The organism is Collinsella aerofaciens, from assembly GCF_964283865.1.
Classification (GTDB): domain Bacteria; phylum Actinomycetota; class Coriobacteriia; order Coriobacteriales; family Coriobacteriaceae; genus Collinsella.
The window spans coordinates 22,792-37,287 of the sequence record NZ_CAXYLS010000002.1 but is presented as its reverse complement, the minus strand read 5'-3'; the positions used below and the strand labels follow the sequence as shown (position 1 = coordinate 37,287).

Genomic DNA, 14,496 nt, shown 5'->3' with positions numbered 1-14,496 from the left:
GCAACGAAAACCGTTGCATTTTGTCTCTTGCAACTAAAAGGGTTGCGTTTGGTATATAGCAACGAAAACAGTTGCATTATGTCTCATGCAACTAAAAGGGTTGCTTTTGGTGTCTAGCAACGAAAACAGTTGTGCACGGGCAAGATAACCCTCACGCTTTGCGAATGATATCTTTGTTCCTGCAAATTAAAACACGCAATGTTATAGATAGACGAAATCTGATTAGCGGGCGACGATGAATGCCACATCTCTATTATCACGGGGACTGCCGCCCCAGAAAAACCCGATATGGCAATCGACGCTGATAGCAGTCTTAAAGAACATGACGTCGCCCTCACTCGACCTAGAACCGTTCGAGAATCTCCTCGGCGTTCTCTCGCAGATAGATATCTAGGTCCGGCACGGCAAACTGCACGTAGCCCCTCTGTGGTGCCTGAATAACCTCTCTTTGTAGCAATTTTGCCCTAATGGAGCTGACCTCATTGGTCTTTTTACCCATGCGCTTAGCAATCTCGGATGATTTGGACTGTTGTTTATCCTCGCACATGGCCAAAAGGTATTTGATATCGTTGAGCCCCAGTCCAGAAATCGCGGGCTCGTGAACAACATCGTGAAAACGAGCCTCTGCCAGCGCAATGCCTTCAGTGACGTCGCGCTCGCTCACAATGGCACTTTTGGCACGATGCAAGTTGGCGCGCTGCCAAATGGAATAACCGACCAGTTGCACCAGATAGGCATAGCCCTTAGTGGCCTTAGCGGCTCTCGACAGGAGATTGTCCTCTATGGTCAAGCCAGTCGCGACAAAGCTATCGCCCATAGAGAGCGCTACCTCCACCTGGTTGATAGGCGCCAGATCTTCGGGGAGGGCACGACGCAAGAACGTAAGCGCCTTGCCGTTAATAAGATCCATAACACCGGCGGGTAACCCGGCAAAGGCAAGTGCGATATCTACTTTTTCCCCTATCAAAAGCTGAACCGTAGACGCAATGGCACGCATATCGTCAATCGGAGCGTCCTGAACTTCATCGATGGCAATAAAAAGACCCTCGGATGACTTCGCCGCCGAACTTAGCAACTTTCTAAGGCTCGACTCTTTGGGTGCAACATCGACTTTCGCAGAAACAAAGCCGGCGTTTACACCGACCGAAGCATTGGCCGCAAGGGAAGAATCAGCAACCTGATCCTTCAAGTCCAGCAATAGGTTAGGGCCAGCAGAAACAATAGCGGTCTTCCATCCAAGCTCTCGCGCACGATCCCTAAGATCGCAGAGCAAAACAGTTTTTCCGGAGCCCCTCGGTCCAGCAATACGCATGAGCCTCGCAGGTGCACCAATTCCCGCATTCAAACTCTCGGTAAACTCAAGGGCAATATCATCACGACCAATTATGCGCGGAGGCTCAGCGCCGGCAGTGGGACGAAACGGATTATGGAATGCTGTGGCGCTCACTTGTTTGCCTTTCTAGGGAATCGATTAACAGCCAATCATCGGTTAAATAATTATCGCAGACTATATCGAATAATATCGAGTTATATAAGGCTGTATAAACTTATCGCGGAAGTATCGAGCTTTCGTAATATGACTTAGTTAATAGTCCACCATTGCTTTCTTCCAAGCTCATAGCGAAAGAAAGTTCAGGACTTCCTAAACCCATTGCCTTAATACGAGAAATACTCGCTCTCGGCAGATAGGTTTGGCCCCAACCACGGATCGCCGCTGAGGAAGAACTCCGGCCAGCGCTGCATGAACAGTGCTTGCTCACGCTTCCAGCGGCGCAGCTTTTCCTCGTTGGCCTCTTCCCTGCCGCGCGAGGTGAACTCGTAGTGATACAGGGGTGAAGATAGGTAGGCCCGGCCGTGCGCGGTAGCTCCGCGGGCGGCCGGGCCGGTTTTGCCTCTTGGCAATGTTCAACTCATATTAAAAGGGAGGAGTCGACTGATCGGCCCCTCCCACGGCGTTTCGCCGTTTCTCTCTGCACATATTAGCACACGGAAGGAACGTCACCGCTTGCGCCCGTAGCCATCGATGAACCCCTCAATAAATCCGTATTTCTGCCGGTCACCGCTTCCGACGATCATCATGTACGTATCAACCCCGACAGCGCTCTCGAGCTTCTCGAGCTCCCGCAGGCATTTCCGAAGAAAATCTCTGGAACGCTTCTTCTGATGCGTTAGCAAGGTCAATAGGTAGGCCAGGAGAACGATGTAGTCGATTATGGAATTGAAATTCAACCTGTACCCGATAGAAAGATCCTCATCGAGAAGCTCGCCAACCGCGGCCAGGTTTCTGTCGGTCTTGGGATACTTAACCGATTGGCTGAACCTCGAATCAAATACCGCCCCGTTATGGGCGACCGCGTTCCTTAAGGGACGAATCGTCTCGACGATGTTGATGACGATGCCGGGGTTCGCATGTAAGAGACCTAGGTCGCTTGCGATATCGGCGAGGATTTCATCGGGAAGGCTTCTGCATACGCTTGTGAGATCGCCGAGGGTCATCACCTCGAAAATGCTCCAAACGGGCGCGTCATCGTCGCGATCGACATAATGCTTCACGAGATCGTTTTTGTAACTCCGTCTCACGATGTTCTGAAGCTGGCTCTTGAGCTTGAGCTTTTCCCCCATCTGCCCGTTCACGACCCTTCCGTTGACATCCCTGCATGTCCGGAGGCCGCGCTTTAAGAAGGTCGCCAGCCCGGGGTCCTCTATGTTCTCAAGTATTCTGGCCAAGACTATGTTTTTAACCGCCGTTTCGATGAACATTATCTCCGGGTAGATTGCAGCCTTGATGGCGGAATCGAACCCGTATATGTCCATGAGTGCATCGAACGAAGGGAGGGGGAGCGCATTTTTGGGCTTTCGGACAAACCGGAAGCCTTTATAGCCATGGAAATAGCCCATGTTTCTCAGCAGTATCTTTCTGTCGCTCCCCCGCAAATCCTCCATACCGTGATTCGTCCTCATGTGCTTCATGAGGGAATTGATGCTCATGCCCTTCTTCATCGAACCTCCCTTGGCCTCCTTCTAGGAAATTATATCCCAGCCCGCCTCGACGGGGCGAGCCTGTCGTTGGCGCCGGCCTATTTGTGTTTGTTAACGTCGTGATTGCGGGTTTGATCACATCCGATTTTCAGAATTGAGCACGATAGTTTTTCGGTTTTGAGCACGGCCACGCCGACCAGACCGCATGCCTTAACGTTGTCGGTGCGTCGTATCGGCAACGAGCAAAGGCAGGAGGGAATGATCGACGTGGACAAGATAGAGGACGCAGGTGGCGGGCTGCAGGGCCATGCTCGAGGCCGAGCTCGCGCACAGGGACGCGACCAAGAGGGCACGGCTGCTCAGGCAGGCGAGGCTCCCCGTGCACAAGTCGGCCGAGGGGTTCGACTGGTCGCACGTGCGGTTCTCCGAGGGCTGGGGCCGCGACGACATGCTTTCGCTGGGCTTCGTCGGCCCCCGCGAGGACCTCGTGTTCTTCGGCAAGACCGGCAGGGGCAAGACCCACATGGCCGTGGCCCTGGCGATGCGCACGGCCGCCGCCATCTGGTCGTCGCCGAACACCGCGCCCCACCGGCTGAACTCCAGGTTCGTGGTGATGACCACCGACTGCCGCTCGTAGGCGTCGGCGAACACCTAGAAGAGCGCGCGCGCCGTCGAGATCCAGCGGCAGGAAGCCGAGCTCGTCGATGACGAGCAGCCTAGCGCAGCCGATGAGCGCGGCCTCACGGTCAAGGCGCCCCTCGTCGCGGGCGCGCCGCAGCCGCATGACGAGCGATGACGCGGTGAAGAAGCGGGCCTCCATCCTCCGCTCGCACGCCAGCATGCACAGCGCCGAGGCCATGTGCGTCTTGCCGGTGCTGACGTCCCCCACCAGCACGAGGTCCTCGCAGAAACCAGTTTCATGGAGCGTTTCATTGAAAATCCCCCTAATCTAGCAACGGTTTAAAGTCTACTAGATTGGGGGGGGGACGCGAGCCAAGTCGACAAAGGCAGTTAACCGGCGGCTATTCATGCCTCGATTTAGAACCGCTCGAGAATCTCCGCAGCATTCTCTCGCAGATAGATATCTAGGTCCGGCACGGCAAACTGCACGTAGCCCCTCTGTGGTGCCTGAATAACCTCTCTTTGTAGCAATTTTGCCCTAATGGAGCTGATCTCATTGGTCTTTTTACCCATGCGCTTAGCAATCTCGGCTGATTTGGACTGTTGTTTATCCTCGCACATCGCCAAAAGGTATTTGATATCGTTAAGTCCCAGTCCAGAAATCGCGGGCTCGTGAACAACATCGTGAAAACGAGCCTCTGCCAGCGCAATGCCTTCGGTGACATCGTGTTCGCTCACAATGGCACTTTTGGCACGATGCAAGTTGGCGCGCTGCCAAATGGAGTAACCGACCATTTGCACCAGATAGGCATAGCCCTTAGTGGTCTTAGCGGTTCTCGACAGCAGTTAAACCATTGTCTAAAGCGAGAAATACTCACTCTCGGCAGATAAGTTAGGCCCCAACCACGGATCACCCGTCAAGAAAAACTCCGGCCAGCGCTGCATAAACAGCGCTTGCTCGCGCTTCCAGCGGCGCAGCTTTTCCTCGTTGGCCTTTTCCCTGCCGCGCGAGGTGAACTCGTAGTGATACAGCTCGGCATAAGGCGTATAGATGGTGTGGTAGCCCGCCTCCCATACGCGCAGGCAAAAGTCTGCGTCGTTAAAGCCAACGGCGAATTCCTCGTTGTAGCCGCCGACGCGCTCAAATACGTCGCGTCGCACCATCTGGCAGGCACCCGTTACGGCGCTAAAGTTGCCCGGGCGCACAGCGCGGGCAAGATAGCCCTCGCGCTTTGCCGAGAAGTCCTGGTTGGCATGGGCAAGTGCCCCACGCACGCCAACCAAAATGCCGGCATGCTGCACCAGATGATCGGCAAAGTAGAGTTTGGCGCCCACCACGCCCGCATCGGGACGCTGCAGATAGCCCATCATCTCTTCGATAAAGTCCGGGCTTATGACCTCGGTATCGTTGTTGAGCAGCAGCAGGTAGTCGCCCTTGGCGTGCTTCACACCAAAATTGATGATCTGAGAGTAATTGAACTCGCCCGGCCAGCACACAACACGCGCGATGCCCTTGCCTTCGGATGCTGCAGCCACGCGCTCTGGCAGGGTTTCGTAATACGCAAACGTCTCCGGGGCTTCGCTGTTGTTCTCCACCAAGACGATCTCGTAATTGGTATACGTTGCCTTCTGAGCGATCGACATCACGCAGGCATCGAGCGTCTCAACGTGATCCTTAGTGGGAATCACAATGCTCACCAGCGGCGCAGACTCCGGCAGCGCATAACGCATGTGATAGACAAACGGCGTCTCGGCCTCCTCGACCGTTCCGCAAATGCCCAGCGCGTTAAAGTGGCGCTGAAGCGCAAGGCGCCCAGCTTCAATAGCATACGGCTTGCTATCGGCAGAACCGTCGGCGGTTGAACCGGGATGCACGCGCCAGTGATACAGTACGTGCGCAACATGTTCAAACCGCGCGCCCGCCGCAAGGCAGCGGAGCGTCAGGTCGTAATCTTGGGCGCCCGCGACGTCTTCCGGCGACATGCCAATGCGATCAATAAGCGCCTTCTGCACCATCAGGAAATGCGTCACGCAGTTATGGCTATAGAGCAGGTCGACGTTGAGCTTGGTCTTAAAGACCGGCTGGCCCCACTCCCCCGTTTTCTGGAACATGTCCTCGTCGCAGAACAGGACCTGGGGACGCTCGTCCTCGGCAGCCTTGTTCAGCGCGGCAACATAGTGGAACAACGCGTCCGGTTCCAGGATGTCGTCATGGTCCAAGAACGCGATGTAGTCGCCCGTCGCTTGCTCGATACCTGCGTTGGTGTTGACCACAATGCCGCCGTTGCCGGGAAGCTCGATGCGACGGATGCGCTCGTCGTTGGCACCTGCCGCAAGGGCGGCCACCGCATCCCATTCAGGCGAGGCATCCATAAGGAGCAGTTCCCAGTTGTCATAACTCTGGACTAGCACCGAGTCCAGCAGCTCGCGCAGGTATTCCCGATCAGTCTTGTAGCACGGCACCACAATACTCACGAGTGGTCTATAGGCAAAAGCCACCGAAGCGACACGCTGGCACGCTAAATCGCCCGGCTTTGCGCGATGTTGCTCAAACCAACGTCGATAAGCTGCGTCGTCTGCACGCGCGTCCTTCATGCGGTTCCAGCTGTCGTCGACAATGCCGTTGTACAGGCGACCATCCATGGCGCAAAAACCGCTCTGGATTAGGCCCGTGGGATCAGCCGCAATCGCGACAAAATCACGTATATCCTGGGGCATCTCAACGCTCAAATACGTTTTATTGACGCGGCAACCGTTGCGCTGCGGCACATCGATCTGCGATTCAAACACATGCACGGTGACATCGATGGCATTCATATGCGCATCGAAAATCTGGAGCTCAGGGGTGCACTTGGAGTCTCCCACCCACGTAACCTCATAGCGCCACACCGCGCCGGCGTCTGCCGGCAAATAACGAATGGCATCGATCTCGTAGCGACCGCAGCATTCGCCACGCTGCGCATCGCGGATAAGCGCACACAGCGCAGGCTTTGCTTTGTAGTTAATCTTGGATTCCAGCTTGGCCACGCGGCTATCGAGGCGAATAGAGCCCAACCTTTGGCCACCGAATGCAAAAACGGCATCCATCGACGAGCCATCCAAAAACGGAAGTACCAAGACGGCGAGCTCGCGTTCGTAATCGGAAACGGAAGGGCAAAGCGCCAGCACACGGCCATGATCGACCGGGAGTACCAGCGACGGCACACAAGAGCCGCTCGTCGTCGCATGGGCAAACGCTTGAGAACCCTCCCGCTCAATAAGCGCGGTGACATCCTGACCGGCAAAACGAAGCAGCACAAACAGACGGCCCTGACTGCGGCAAAGCGCCAAACGCTTGATACTCATCTACACTTCTCGCTTTCCCAGGGCGTTCGCTGCCATGCGTTTGCAGGCACCCAGGCGCCCAAACCTCAAGACGTCGTAATCGAACATGAGCTTTTTACATGCACGGGCATTGGGGGCCTTGCTGGTAAGCGCCGCACGCACCATAGCAGCAACAGAAGGAGCGCATTGTGCGAGCGCAGCATCGCTGCCCACGGCAGAACCGGCAAGCGCCGTGGCAACGGCAGCAAACACCTTGCCGCAGTCCGAACCCAGCAACCTGAGCGCATCGTACAGCACCAGATCGCATAGGAAGTACGCCAGGTCATCGGCATACTGGACATCGAGACCGTCGCGCTGCCAGTCAGCCAGCACAGCGGAGTAAATCTTCACATGCTCCAGCAGACGCGTCTCGTCGTCATAGCGCATGGTGTCCATGAGCGAGCCCTTGCGCGCCACGCGGTAGTCATACAGCTTGTTCGAAATAAGCGCGGTCTTGCGCGAGCGACCGTACACGGCAAAATCGAAGACCTGGTCCTCGCCATACTTAACGGTTTCGTCGAACACGATCCCGTTGCCCAGCAAAAACTCACGCTTGCAAGCGGTGCGCCATGCAAAGGGGCGAGACGCTTCCTTAAACAGCAGGTCGGAGCCATAGCCTTCAAACGACACATCGCGCGGGCTCAGTACATAGTTAAGCCACGGATACCCCGCCTCCAGCGGATACGGATTCGCGCCAAAGGTCAAAACATCACAGCGCTCGCGCTCAAAGGCATCGACGATTACACGGCATGCATCGGGCGTAAACCGGTCGTCGGAATCCAAAAACGCGACGATAGGCGCCGTGGACGCAGCGATGCCGGCATTACGCGCACTCGACAGGCCCCCGTTTGGCTTATCGACCAGCGTAAAGCGCGCGTCCTTTTCGCAATACGCAGCCGCAATATCGCGCGAGCCGTCCGGCGAGCCATCGTTGACCAGCACGCCTTCCCAATCGGGCATGTCCTGCGCAAGCAGGGAGTCCAGGCACCAGGCCAGGCACTCCTCCACGTTATAGATGGGAACGACAACGGAAATCTTGGGGGTAGCCATAGTCACTCGCTCCTACTGTGCGGCCGGAACGTCATCGGGGTGCGGGTTGTCGCCGTGGGTGCGCTGATACGTCAGCACGCGCCAGACCAGCGGCAGGCCGCCGATCTTAAAATAATGCTTAAACGTATTGATCTTGCCCGGCTTCTTAAAGTCAAAGCGCGAATCGATATAGGCGCGGGGAGACTTGACCATCAGGCGCAAGTCGGTCTCGCCACGCGGATCGAACAGCGACAGGTCAAAGCGACCGGCATCCCAATCGGCCTTGAGCTCGGGAGATGCCTTCTTCCAAAACTGCTCACGCAGTTCATCGACCAGACGTTCATCATTCCAACGGTACGTATCGACCTTCATGCGCATTAAAATCCCCTGGAGCTGAGCCTTGAGCTCGGGGCGCTCTTCCAAAAAGCGCTGCATCTCGGCATATTCGTCGCAAACGCAAAACACCTTGTTGGGCGAATTAACGGAGCTCTTCTCGTTATCCTGACGATAGCACAAAATGGGGTCCGCAATAAACGCGGCACGTTCGGCACAAGCCCAAACCTTAAAGTTAAAGCCTGCGTCCTGATACGAGGCACCCGGCGTGGGAAGGAACCGAATCTGATTGTCGTTGAGGAACTCGCGCCGATAGATAGCCGACCAAATGGAAGGTTTGCGGTAGAAGATGCCCGGGCGGTCGACGGGGCGATACGCGGCGCCCGTCATATGCTCGTCGATAATCCCAAACAGTTCACGGCGCTCGCTGGGCGTGGACCAATACAGGTAAAAGTCGCCCTTTACCACATCGGCATGCTCAGCATCGGCCTTGGCGACCAACTTTTGGAGCGAATCCTCAAACATAAAGTCGTCGGACTCAAGGATGCCCACGTACTCGCCGCGCGCCATCTCCAGGCCGCGGTTCATCGAGTCGCCGTAGCCGCTGTTGGCCTTGTCGATCATCTTTACACGGGGGTCGCGCTCCATGTACTCGCGGATGATATCTGGCGAGCTATCGGTAGAACCGTCGTTGATACAGATGATCTCGATGTCTTTGAGCGTCTGCGCCACGGCGGAATCAAGGCACTCGCGCAGGTAGCGTTCGACATTGCAGATGGGGACAAGCAGCGAAACTTTAGGGGTATCAGAGTTCTGCAAGAGAACCTCCTGTTGAATAGCGTGTAACAGGGTTATTTTAGCAGCCGAGTTGCGGCGGGCGGCAGCGCTTGGAATTAGATAAAGCGCTCCAGGCAGGCTTTGAGACCGCGAGTCGAAAGATAGAACAGCGTGGCGTCTGCCATCGAAACGCCCGAGGTCGCCACAACGAGCTTGTGGGCAACACGGCGAACGGCGCCCTTAGCAGGCATATCCGTCCACTCCCTTCCCAAAAACGTCGTGAGATCCATATTGACGCGAACGGCTACACGGCGGTAGTCATTAGCGTCCAAGCGTGCCAAATCAAACACGATAAGGTCCAAGAACCAGGTGATCAGCTCGCCGGGGCACAGGTCCAAAAGACCGTAGGCCACCCAGTCCTCCAAGACCTCCTCGAGCATCCTCATGTGGGAGTCAAGCTTTTTGGCGCGAGCCTCGGCACTGTTGAACTCGTGCGTCGCCGATTCGCTCTCCATCACGTAGTGGTAGAACTTGTCCGGCATGACAACGGTCTTGCGGGCAAGCGCATAGGCCGCAAATTGAAATACGACATCCTCGCCCAAGGCCAAGCCGGGAGCAAAGCGAATGCCTTCGCGATTGAGCAGCTCGCGCGAAAAAGCCGCACGACAGGCATAGGGCTGCGCATTCGAATGGAACAGCAGTTGGGGATCACGGGCGCCGAAGGTACCGGCTTTGGGGCTCATGAGTTGCTGGACGCGTTTGGGGGCAGCATCGGCAGGTTCACAGACGCCGCCAAAAACGGCGGCCTCGGCATCTGCAGACTCCATGGCATGCAGCACGCGCTCGACCGTCTGGGCATCGATGTAATCGTCGGCATCCACAAAAAAGACGGTCTCGCCCTCGGCGGCATCGATACCGGCATTTCGAGCACACGAGACGCCAGCGTTTTCCTGGTCAATCACCAGTACGCGATCGTCGGCCTGCGCGATCTGACGCAACACGTTCAACGAATCATCAGTCGAACCGTCGTTGACACACACAACCTGAATCGAGCGCTCGGACTGGGCCAGCAGCGAATCGAGGCATCGCTGAATGGAGCGCGCAGAGTTGTAAACGGGGACGACAATGGTAGCTTTAGGGCACGAGGCCTCTCCCATGCCGACCTACCCCCTTAGCGATTCGATGAGGAAGGCGGCGACCACGCCTGGGCCTCCAACCGAGGCGTAATACTTAGCACGCCCCAAGGCACCATCCGTCGCAAAACTCGGATGCTCGTCAACCCAACCCTCAGGATCTTTGAGGATGGCAGCGAGATTCGCGCGCTTCCACGGCTTGAGGTCGTCAAGCGAAAACTCCCCCGCGTCCAAGGCCGCCTGAAATTCCTTAGCCATCTGAACCAGGAACTCCTTATAGAACTTAGGCGCCAGGCGCACGTAGTTCCACATATACGAATCGTACTTAATGAGCTGATTGAACTTGAGCATGCGCGCGACGTCATCACTTGCGTGGTCGCGGGCATAATCCTCTCGAATCCAACGCTCAATCTCGGCATACTCGGTATTGACGCAAAAGACCTTAGCCGAAGAATTGACCGAGGAATTCTCGTTGTCCTGGCGATACGACAACACGGCATCATGCAGGTAAATAGCCTTTTCGGCACACGCGATCACCTTAAAGGCAAATGACGTGTCCTGAAAGGATGCCCCCGGAGTCGGCAGGAACTTGATACCGTTGCGCTCAAGAAAATCACGACGGTACACGGCCGACCAAATCGACGGTTTTTGCTTAAAGAACTGCGTCGTATTGCTGGGATGCACCGGTTTGCCACAATCCCTTGCCTTAAACATCTCGTGCAGCGAACGGCGCTCCTCGGGCTTAGACCAGTAGAAATCAAAGTTCGCCTTCGCAAAGTCGGCATTATTGCTATCGGCGGCCGAGACAAGCTTTTCGAGTGCGTCGGGCGCCATAAAGTCATCGGACTCCAAGATGCCAACGTACTTGCCACGCGCCATCTCCAGACCGTGGTTCATCGAGTCGCCGTAGCCGCTGTTGGCCTTGTCGATCATCTTGACGCGCCCATCGCGCTCCATATACTCGCGGATAATCGCCGGCGAGTTGTCGGTCGACCCGTCGTTAATGCAGATGATCTCAATATCCTTGAGCGTCTGCGCCAGGGCGGAATCGAGACACTCGCGCAGGTAGCGCTGAACATTGTAAATGGGAATAAGCAGCGACAGAACAGGGCTGCCAGAGGCGTTAGTAGACAAATGTGCTCCTTAGGAAATACCTGTCGTTTCATGGTATCAAAGGGTCAGCGCGCCAGCGGGCGTTTATATAATCTATGGAGCCTCTTGCGGGCAAAGTAGCCGCACGTCATGCGGCGGGCCCGTGGCAGGTTCCTGCGTTTTATTCAAAGCTTGCCGCCAAGGTGCGCCGAGCCTTTACAATAGGACAGTCCCAAGGACGTATTCGATAGCTTCCGTGCAGCGCATGCGCGCCGCGCGTGAAAGGATATATTGCCCCATGCCTTCAACCCTTCCCGCTCCCATCGATAAGCTCGCCATCGTCGTCGTTACGTACAAGCGCCAGGAACTCCTGGCCAACTTGTTCGAATCTATGACCGAGCTCACGGCAACGCCCTGGCGCATCGTGATTGTCGATAACGAGAATTCGCGCGAGACCGAGGCCATGTGCACCGCATTCAACGAGCGCCTGGCCAACCTGTGGGGCATCGACACCGAGCAGCCCGACGCGCAGGGCGGCACCGACCGTGTCATCTACGCCCCGCAGCTCGAAAACGGCGGCGGTGCGGGCGGCTTCTCGGCCGGCACTAAATGCGCCTACGACCTAGGCGCCCAGTGGTTCTGGGTGATGGATGACGACGTGCTCGTCATCCCCGAAGGCATCGAGCGCTTGGCCAAGTGGACCGACCGCTACGATGTTATCCAGGGTTCGCGCTTGGACTTTGACGGCGGCGCCTTCTTTTGGCAGTACCAGCTCATCCTTTCGCTCGGCATTCCCAACCCCATCGCCAAGTGGGATCTGGGTCCCGAGGGCTACCGTTCCATGAACCAGCTGTGCTTTGAGGGCGGCATGTTCTCGCGACGCGTGGTCGACAAGATTGGCCTGCCCGATGCGCGCTTCTTTATCTACGGCGACGATGCCTGCTACGGTTACGTAGCCAGCCAGCACTTCCCCGCCGCCGTGGTCGCCGACGTGGTGCTCAAGCGCGCCCGCGCCGTCTCTAACTGGGACATCGCCGGTAAGCGCCAGCTCAACTCCACAAGCGACACCAACCGCTACTACATCATGCGCAACCGAGGCTTCCTCGCTCGCTATATGCAGATCTACGGTGACTACCACCCCATGCTGTTCCGTCTGGGCAATGCCGCGACCTTCTGCAAGGAGTTCATTCGTCTGGCAGCAGTCGACAAATGCTTTAAGACCGGCATTCCGGCGCTGCGCCGCGGCATGAAGGACGCCCGCAAGATCGTTAAGGATCCCAACTGGAAGCCCATGCCGCCCCTGAAGGACGCCGAGTAGTAAAGGGCTTTCGCCCGCCGCTACAGTCGTTGACACACCACGGACACACGCTGACCGTCAAAGCCAAAGCCCCAACGCATGCGCCCGACGGCGGGGCGCGGCACGCGGATATCATCGATGCCGTCGCGCTCTATGTCGAGCAGCGCCTGAACCGCCAACAGTTCCAGGCCCAGGGCATCGACGCCAGGGTCGTACAACATGTTGACCGTAATGAGCGGTCGCTCATCGAGCATGCCGAGCGTGTCGGCCACGTCAAACACCCGACCGGTGGGAATCACCTGGATATCCCAGCGATCCGAGACGCCACTTCGCTTGGAGCTGGGATTGCAATAGCCGGGCAGTCCAAAGCAGAGCCCCTGAAGCGCCAGATGATAGGCTGTCGGCATATCTGATTGGCCCACATCGATGCCCAGATCGCTGATAGCACAGCTCAAAGCTTGCTTTACAGTGTCCTCGTCTCCTCGACACAGCCCGTCATGGAACGAGTCGATAACTCCAACGTCCTCAACGGCGCACTCAAACCATTCCAGAATTACAAGACGGAGCGCCTGACGCACTTCGTTATTAGGCAGACGCAGGGAACGAAGGCACGCGCCGTTTTCCGAATGCCCCGTCATGTCCGTCGTAAGAAATCCAGACAGATACAGCGCTGTCCAGATATCTTCGGGCTTGGCGGCATCGGCCTCCTCGGCATGCACATGCACTGGCACCTCAATAAACCCATGCGCCTCAAGTAAATCGAACAATGCGGACAGGCGCATGAGATTCCAGTCGCCGACGCATGCGCTCAGACGGTCGGCGTAACCATACAGATCTGCCCGAACGGGCGCGACGCAACCGCGATGTGCGTAGTCCACCACGCGCTCCGGGCTCGAGCAATAAAAACCACCAAGCAGATAGCCCTCGAGCCACTCACGCGCGTCATCCAGACAGCCGTTGCGACCGATGCAATCCAACAGCACTTGGACTTCGTCGTCCGAAAAACCGAACCATCGATCACACCAACTCGACAACGCTGTCGCCGACCGATAGGAAACCCCACGTTGGGACAACGCAAACTCGGCATGACCGGGGCGTTCGCACATCAGACACGTCAATCGCAACGAGTCGCCGGCATCGGCAATGGTGTCGAACAACATTCGGCTGAGCGACTCTAGGGAATCCACGCTACCGTCGTCCTTAGCGTCCAAACGCTTTGGACATACCGCGTCGTAGTCGTCTATCAGAAGAACAACCTGCTCATCGAAAGCTGCCTGGAGCAGTTTAATAAGCACGCCAAGCGCCGCATCGATCTCCTTATCGCTGGCCACCCCACGCGCCGCCCTCTCGATAAGACGAACCTCACGTCTTGACAGATCAGGCGCGGTAAGCAGCGGCAGTAATCGGGCGCACTCGCGCACGACAGCCCCGCGAATTGCTGCCGCAGCACCAGCGCCATGCCTCGAAGCGGCAGCTGTAAAGTCGAGCATGATGACCGGATAACTCGCGTACTCATCACGATAGCGACCGCCGCCCGCCTGCCAAATCTGGGTACCAGCGAACAGGCTTCGATCCGGCAGCCGGCGATCAGGTCGTTCCAAATAGCACTTGAGCATCGATAAATTCATGCTCTTGCCAAAACCCTTGGGCCGACAGCAAAGCGCAACAGGTGCTTCACTGTCCAATATATCGGCAATAAACATAGTCTTATCGACGAGTAAACACCGATTGATTGCATCGGAAAAGTCGTGTGCATCAACCGGTAGAGCTGCGCTATCCGCATGATTGAGCAACCGTGCACCAAACGCATGAGTAAAACCACAATTCACCTGTTCAGACACCGTAAACTCTCCTTCTAACGCAGCACGATGC

General features: G+C 56.7%; 12 protein-coding genes and 1 pseudogene. 2 read left to right on the top strand and 11 right to left on the bottom strand.

The genetic code is table 11. The features are described 5' to 3' along the window. Nucleotides 1–343 precede the first annotated feature (343 nt). The 3 genes from ACRX4W_RS01595 to ACRX4W_RS01585 form a co-directional block, all read right to left on the bottom strand. Nucleotides 344–1,447, bottom strand: coding sequence for an ATP-binding protein (locus ACRX4W_RS01595; RefSeq protein WP_231500720.1), 1,104 nt, complete (start codon nt 1,445–1,447; stop codon nt 344–346). Between the two features lie 209 nt (nt 1,448–1,656). After that, nucleotides 1,657–1,902 (bottom strand): hypothetical protein, encoded by a 246-nt coding sequence (locus tag ACRX4W_RS01590; RefSeq protein WP_117839759.1) that lies wholly within the window; start codon nt 1,900–1,902, stop codon nt 1,657–1,659. Nucleotides 1,903–1,998: 96 nt separating this feature from the next. Next, nucleotides 1,999–3,000 carry an Abi family protein gene (locus tag ACRX4W_RS01585; protein WP_117757939.1) on the bottom strand — a complete coding sequence of 334 codons (1,002 nt, stop codon included), beginning with the start codon at nt 2,998–3,000 and terminating at the stop codon, nt 1,999–2,001. A gap of 286 nt (nt 3,001–3,286) precedes the next feature. On the opposite strand from ACRX4W_RS01585, the gene ACRX4W_RS01580 reads away from it, so the two are divergent. Then, nucleotides 3,287–3,616: an ATP-binding protein gene (locus ACRX4W_RS01580; protein ID WP_117757953.1), complete on the top strand. Its 330-nt coding sequence runs from the start codon at nt 3,287–3,289 to the stop codon at nt 3,614–3,616. On the opposite strand, the pseudogene ACRX4W_RS01575 reads toward ACRX4W_RS01580, so the two are convergent. From ACRX4W_RS01575 to ACRX4W_RS01545, 7 genes and pseudogenes are all read right to left on the bottom strand, one after another. Continuing rightward, nucleotides 3,586–3,838: pseudogene (locus tag ACRX4W_RS01575) on the bottom strand (ATP-binding protein); the annotation flags it as partial. The gene ACRX4W_RS01580 and the pseudogene ACRX4W_RS01575 sit on opposite strands and share 31 nt — an antisense overlap. Before the next feature lie 179 nt (nt 3,839–4,017). After that, nucleotides 4,018–4,338, bottom strand: coding sequence for a DUF8462 domain-containing protein (locus tag ACRX4W_RS01570; protein ID WP_187361856.1), 321 nt, complete (start codon nt 4,336–4,338; stop codon nt 4,018–4,020). Nucleotides 4,339–4,458: 120 nt separating this feature from the next. Next, the gene (locus ACRX4W_RS01565) at nt 4,459–6,945 is read right to left on the bottom strand and encodes a glycosyltransferase family 2 protein (protein ID WP_117839758.1); all 2,487 of its coding nucleotides are present in this window, start codon (nt 6,943–6,945) and stop codon (nt 4,459–4,461) included. Continuing rightward, nucleotides 6,946–8,013, bottom strand: coding sequence for a glycosyltransferase family 2 protein (locus tag ACRX4W_RS01560; protein WP_117772953.1), 1,068 nt, complete (start codon nt 8,011–8,013; stop codon nt 6,946–6,948). A 12-nt stretch (nt 8,014–8,025) separates the two neighbouring features. Further along, nucleotides 8,026–9,144: a glycosyltransferase family 2 protein gene (locus tag ACRX4W_RS01555; RefSeq protein ID WP_164473294.1), complete on the bottom strand. Its 1,119-nt coding sequence runs from the start codon at nt 9,142–9,144 to the stop codon at nt 8,026–8,028. Nucleotides 9,145–9,218: 74 nt separating this feature from the next. Further along, nucleotides 9,219–10,259: a glycosyltransferase family 2 protein gene (locus tag ACRX4W_RS01550; protein ID WP_117772957.1), complete on the bottom strand. Its 1,041-nt coding sequence runs from the start codon at nt 10,257–10,259 to the stop codon at nt 9,219–9,221. Nucleotides 10,260–10,265: 6 nt separating this feature from the next. Beyond that, on the bottom strand, nt 10,266–11,369 hold the full coding sequence (locus tag ACRX4W_RS01545; RefSeq protein ID WP_117772959.1) for a glycosyltransferase: 1,104 nt from the start codon (nt 11,367–11,369) through the stop codon (nt 10,266–10,268). A 256-nt stretch (nt 11,370–11,625) separates the two neighbouring features. Between ACRX4W_RS01545 and ACRX4W_RS01540 the strand changes: the two genes are divergently transcribed. Beyond that, nucleotides 11,626–12,645 carry a glycosyltransferase gene (locus ACRX4W_RS01540; protein WP_117772961.1) on the top strand — a complete coding sequence of 340 codons (1,020 nt, stop codon included), beginning with the start codon at nt 11,626–11,628 and terminating at the stop codon, nt 12,643–12,645. Between the two features lie 20 nt (nt 12,646–12,665). On the opposite strand, the gene ACRX4W_RS01535 is transcribed toward ACRX4W_RS01540, so the two are convergent. Beyond that, nucleotides 12,666–14,453, bottom strand: a complete 1,788-nt coding sequence (locus tag ACRX4W_RS01535) for an AAA family ATPase (RefSeq protein WP_432299050.1) — start codon at nt 14,451–14,453, stop codon at nt 12,666–12,668. Nucleotides 14,454–14,496 lie beyond the last annotated feature (43 nt).

What these genes read in the sequence shown, in the direction of transcription:
- ACRX4W_RS01540 (WP_117772961.1), top strand. Translation starts at nt 11,626, where the DNA reads ATGCCTTCAACCCTTCCCGCTCCCATCGATAAGCTCGCCATCGTCGTC.
- ACRX4W_RS01565 (WP_117839758.1), bottom strand. Translation starts at nt 6,945, where the DNA reads ATGAGTATCAAGCGTTTGGCGCTTTGCCGCAGTCAGGGCCGTCTGTTT.
- ACRX4W_RS01580 (WP_117757953.1), top strand. Translation starts at nt 3,287, where the DNA reads ATGCTCGAGGCCGAGCTCGCGCACAGGGACGCGACCAAGAGGGCACGG.
- ACRX4W_RS01550 (WP_117772957.1), bottom strand. Translation starts at nt 10,259, where the DNA reads ATGGGAGAGGCCTCGTGCCCTAAAGCTACCATTGTCGTCCCCGTTTAC.
- ACRX4W_RS01585 (WP_117757939.1), bottom strand. Translation starts at nt 3,000, where the DNA reads ATGAAGAAGGGCATGAGCATCAATTCCCTCATGAAGCACATGAGGACG.
- ACRX4W_RS01560 (WP_117772953.1), bottom strand. Translation starts at nt 8,013, where the DNA reads ATGGCTACCCCCAAGATTTCCGTTGTCGTTCCCATCTATAACGTGGAG.